Raw genomic sequence first — 4209 nt, forward strand, 5'->3', positions numbered from 1 at the left:
CACCTGGCTCCACGCGGCCAACGGGCGCTGCCCCACCTGCCACGAACGCCTCGGCCCCGCACCCGCCTCCCCCGAAGGCGTCACCGGCCTGGCCTTCGCAGCCCTGGCAACCGCCGGCGCGACCGGATGGTCCGGCGCAGCGCAGTACTGGCTCGCCGCCTGCGGCACCACCCTGGCCCTCATCGACCTCGCGGTGCACCGGCTCCCCAACGCCTTGACCTACGCCGCCTCCACCGGAACCCTCGCCCTGCTAACCGCAGCGCAACTCGCCGGAGAGCACGGCAGCCTCATCCGAGCCGCCACAGCGGCGGCAGCCGTCACCGCTGCCTACCTCATCCTCGCGCTCACCCGCGTAATGGGACTCGGCGACGTCAAACTCGCCCCCGCCATCGGCGCCCTACTCGGCTGGACAAGCTGGTCGGCAGTTCTCAGCGGCACCTTCGCAGGCTTCGTACTCACCGCCGCAGCCTCCACAGTCCTCCTCGCAACCAGACGCGCGACGGTCAGGTCCCGGATCGCGTTCGGCCCCTGGATGATCCTGGGGGCCATGACCGTCTCTGCGATCGCCATCAAATCGGCCTGACACCTCCCTCGCCTTGGTTCAATCAGTGGCCGCTTTGGCGTGAGGTCTGGAAGTCAGCTAGGCGCGCAGTGACTCGAGGCCCCGGCATCTCTGTCCCATAGGCAGGTGAGTGAAGCCGGGCAACGGTGCCGCAGAGAAGGAGCCGGGTTCGATCCTGCTGGGGAATTCTTCAGTCACCGAGCCGTTCACTTATTCACACACTTCCACGCACGCACACACGCACGCGGCCTTACTGGCGCGTTGACCTGTGTTTTTACTGCCAGCATGTCCCAAACTCTCTCACCTCGAGAAGCAATCACTGCCGTCGGCGCGAGGAGGCGCAAGAAGATCACCATCCCTCAAAGAGCCGAGATTCACTAATTCACACACTTCCACACACACACACACGCACGCGGACGTGATCGCGTCCACACTTCCTCTCCATCTTGCGCTCCCTCTTGTTTTCGACCTCACTTCCCCGCTTCCATATACGCGCACTTCATCTCGCTCAACCGTCTTTTCTTGCGTGCGCCACTTCGCTCTTGCTTCGCCTCTCACGTTTTTACGCTGCCCCATACGCACTACGGCCTTTACTTTCGGTCGTGCGTCACTTCCTGCAACTACGCTTGCAACCGCTCGTTCACCCATCCGTCCGGCCGTCTTTTCGGATGCTCTTCCTTCGCCTCTCTCGTCCATCTTGTTGTACGCACACTCCGACGCTCTCTCCGTCGGCTTCACTACAGCTCTACGGCTCATACACCCTTCCGGCCGTACTTTCTTTGCTCCGCGCTTGCTTCCGATCTTGCGCACGTCCTTCGCTGCTTACGCTTTTACGTTCAGCCCCCACCGCTTACTTCAATCCGCACCCCCCTTCTAACCCCCTGCCGTCCGTGTCCACGTCGGCCCGCGCGCACTTGCGGCCGTACTGCGGCAAAGCACCCCCCACAGTCAGAAGTGCTGGCGCACTCTCGCAGCCGCCTTCTCCTGTGCGTGCTTTCGTCGACCCTGCACTCCGGTATGGCGCACTAGTCGACGCGCGCCCGAACCCCACCTGCCACGCGCCTCCACTGCCATGTGCTAGCGCACCCACCTTTAGACGCTCACCCCGTCATGTGCAGTCACACCCAGGCAGCAACCACCACGGGCAGACGCAACCCCTACATCCGCTACCTCAAGCCCCTCGCAGGACAACGCTGACGAACTCACTCGCTGCCGCGCCTGAACACGCACAAGCGGCGTCCCCTGCACAACCATGTGCGCCCCCGAACGCCCTGGCCCGGTCGACCCAACGCACGCCGCGCCGCGCTTCCGGACAGCCGTCCCATCGCACTGATGCCAGCTCACGCGAGCCCTACCGCGGCCATGCTGTCCCGCGTTGCTGCGGCCCGGCCCGCAGCCTCGCACCTCCACTTGACGCCCTAGGCCCGCACGCGGAGACGCGGCGCCGGCAGTCAAGGCAACCAAGAATGGTCACATACCACACAAAACGCGCTATAACGGGTCACCGGGAAGGGAGTTCGGGACTGACAGATTCGATGCCTCAGTCGAACGAGTACCGTCGACACGCTGTCTGACCCGGTACTGCAAGGGATGCGGCTTCCTGACTGTTAATCTTGCGACCGTCCTAGTGAATCTGACAGTCCCAAACCCCCAACAGACGTCGACAGTGCCCCAGGACAGCGAGCAACCAGGGCGAGGTAGGGGAGAGGGAGGAAGGCACCCATGAAGGTCATCATCCTCGCCAGCCAAAAGGGCGGAGTGGGTAAAACCACGACAACCGCGAATATCGGTGCAAGTCTCGCCAGCGGTGGGGCTCGCGTCGGCATGATCGACCTCGAACTCCAGGGCCAGCTCGGCGTCTCCCTTGGCGCGTTCGCCCGCAAGCCACAGGACATCGGCAGCGCGCTGATCGACTACATCGACGCCCTCGACTCCGACGACCTCGGAGCGATGCCGCCGCTGCACAGCCGCATGGTCGACCGAAGCGTCCTCCTCAAGGAGTTCGAGCAGCCTGGGACCCTGAGGGTCATCGGGTCGGTCATGAACGTCACCGACCGTGCCCGAACCGAAGTAGCGAAGCGCGGCTGGGAGGCCATCTCCAGTCTTAGAGAGCTGCTCGTGACGGTGGAGGACGAGTTCGACTTCATCCTCGTCGACACCCCGCCCTCTGCGGACGCTCTGTCCTCGGTAGCTCTTGCCGCCGGCGACTTCGTCATCGCCGTGTGCAACCCGCGCCTCGCAACCGCCGATGGAGCCCGCGTGGTGCGGAACAACGTTGCGAAGGTCCCCGAGAGGACCGAGGGAAAGTGTCAGCCTGTCTTCCTCGGCACGGTGATCAACGAAGCACAGCCGCCTTCCAAGCGAACCGATGAGGCTGACGCTGTCGACACGTACCTCCAGAAGCACGAGCTCGCGCCCTTCAGCAAGCAGATCCGAACGAGCCCGCAAATCTCCGCATCGTATGGAATCAGCCGACCCATCGTGATTGATGAGCCGAGCTATGCGGCAAGCGGCTGGTACGAGGACCTCACCGTCGAGATCCTCGCTCGTATGAAGGGCTCGACGACGTGAGCACCGTTCCTGATGACCGGGTGGAGGCACAGGAAGGCACAGGGAAGCCGCCGGCCGAGGCTGAAGCGAGCCCGAAGCGGAGGAGAGGGAAATCCCGATCTTTCGATTTCTCTGCCATCGAGCACGTAGGGAACGATGCCACCGAGGGTGGCTTCCTTGGCGACGACGAAGCCGAATCTGAACGCCGTGGCAGCTCCGGGTCGACCGCCTCGCTTCCGCCAGCACCCGAACCGCCGGCCCCAGCAGATGAGGAACCTGCTCGCGAACTGCGGGCTGTCAAAATCGACGAACCTCCTGCGAGGGAGCAGGTGGCAGCAGAAGCCACCCGCACCTTGCCTCCAGAGGACGCCGCCATTGCGGTGTCCCTTCCCAATCAGGCTGCTGGGGCAGAGGCGGAAGAGTCGCCAGGGGCGCAGCTGGCCGAACAGGAGAAGGGAACCGACCAGCCCATCCTCGAGGCGCCCGCGTCGGCCGCTCCAGAGGCGATCTCTACAGAAGAGGGCACCCGCCCCAGTCGTCCGGCCACACGGCAACGCCGCAATGACGGGCCAGGGTTCTCCGCTGCCTCGGCGGAGCCGACACTAAGGCCGAGGCGAAAGAAGGCAGGTAGCCCAGGCCCCGTCCAAGCTACCGTCCTTCAGTCGTTCATCAAGCACCGCACTGAACGAAACTGGGTGACTTGGTCTGGCCGAATCGAGGGCGAGACCAAGGCCCGGCTCCTGGACAAGGCTGACGACGACGCAGCAAGCTCGAAGCGCAACCTCATGCCCGGCCACTATCTCGATGCGGCTTTGCGAAAGATCAGCGAGCTGAGACCTGAGGAGCTCGCTTCGCTCGCCAACGAGTGGCTGATCGAGAGGTGGTCAGGCGAGCACCCGCCGGGCGTGAGCATTCAAGCCGGTGTTTCCCCGGACATGTCCGAGTTCCTCAAAGGACTCAAGCGCACGATGCGTGGCCAACGGGGTGCCGGAAGCGGAGGAATCATCCTCGACGTCGTCTCCGCAGCCGTCGACCGCTTCCTTGACGAGGTGGACGAGGAAGGCCCATTCCCCTCAGTCCGGTAGAAATCAATATGT

3 protein-coding genes are annotated in these 4209 nt (G+C 64.0%); all 3 read left to right on the forward strand.

Annotation, left to right across the window (positions count from 1 at the left end):
• Positions 1–583 (forward strand): prepilin peptidase (locus tag AC13HU_RS33380; RefSeq protein WP_483045729.1); only part of this gene is annotated, 583 nt, incomplete at its 5' end.
• Positions 584–2284: 1701 nt separating this feature from the next.
• Positions 2285–3133 (forward strand): ParA family protein, encoded by an 849-nt coding sequence (locus tag AC13HU_RS33385; RefSeq protein ID WP_483045730.1) that lies wholly within the window; start codon positions 2285–2287, stop codon positions 3131–3133.
• Entirely contained in the window at positions 3130–4197 is a 1068-nt protein-coding gene (locus tag AC13HU_RS33390) for a hypothetical protein (protein WP_483045731.1), read from the forward strand. The genes AC13HU_RS33385 and AC13HU_RS33390 overlap by 4 nt, the downstream gene beginning before the upstream one ends.
• Positions 4198–4209 lie beyond the last annotated feature (12 nt).

It is taken from the genome of Streptomyces sp. NH27, assembly GCF_056859195.1.

Coding starts and splice junctions, on each gene's coding strand:
- AC13HU_RS33385 (WP_483045730.1), top strand. CDS start 2,285: ATGAAGGTCATCATCCTCGCCAGCCAAAAGGGCGGAGTGGGTAAAACC.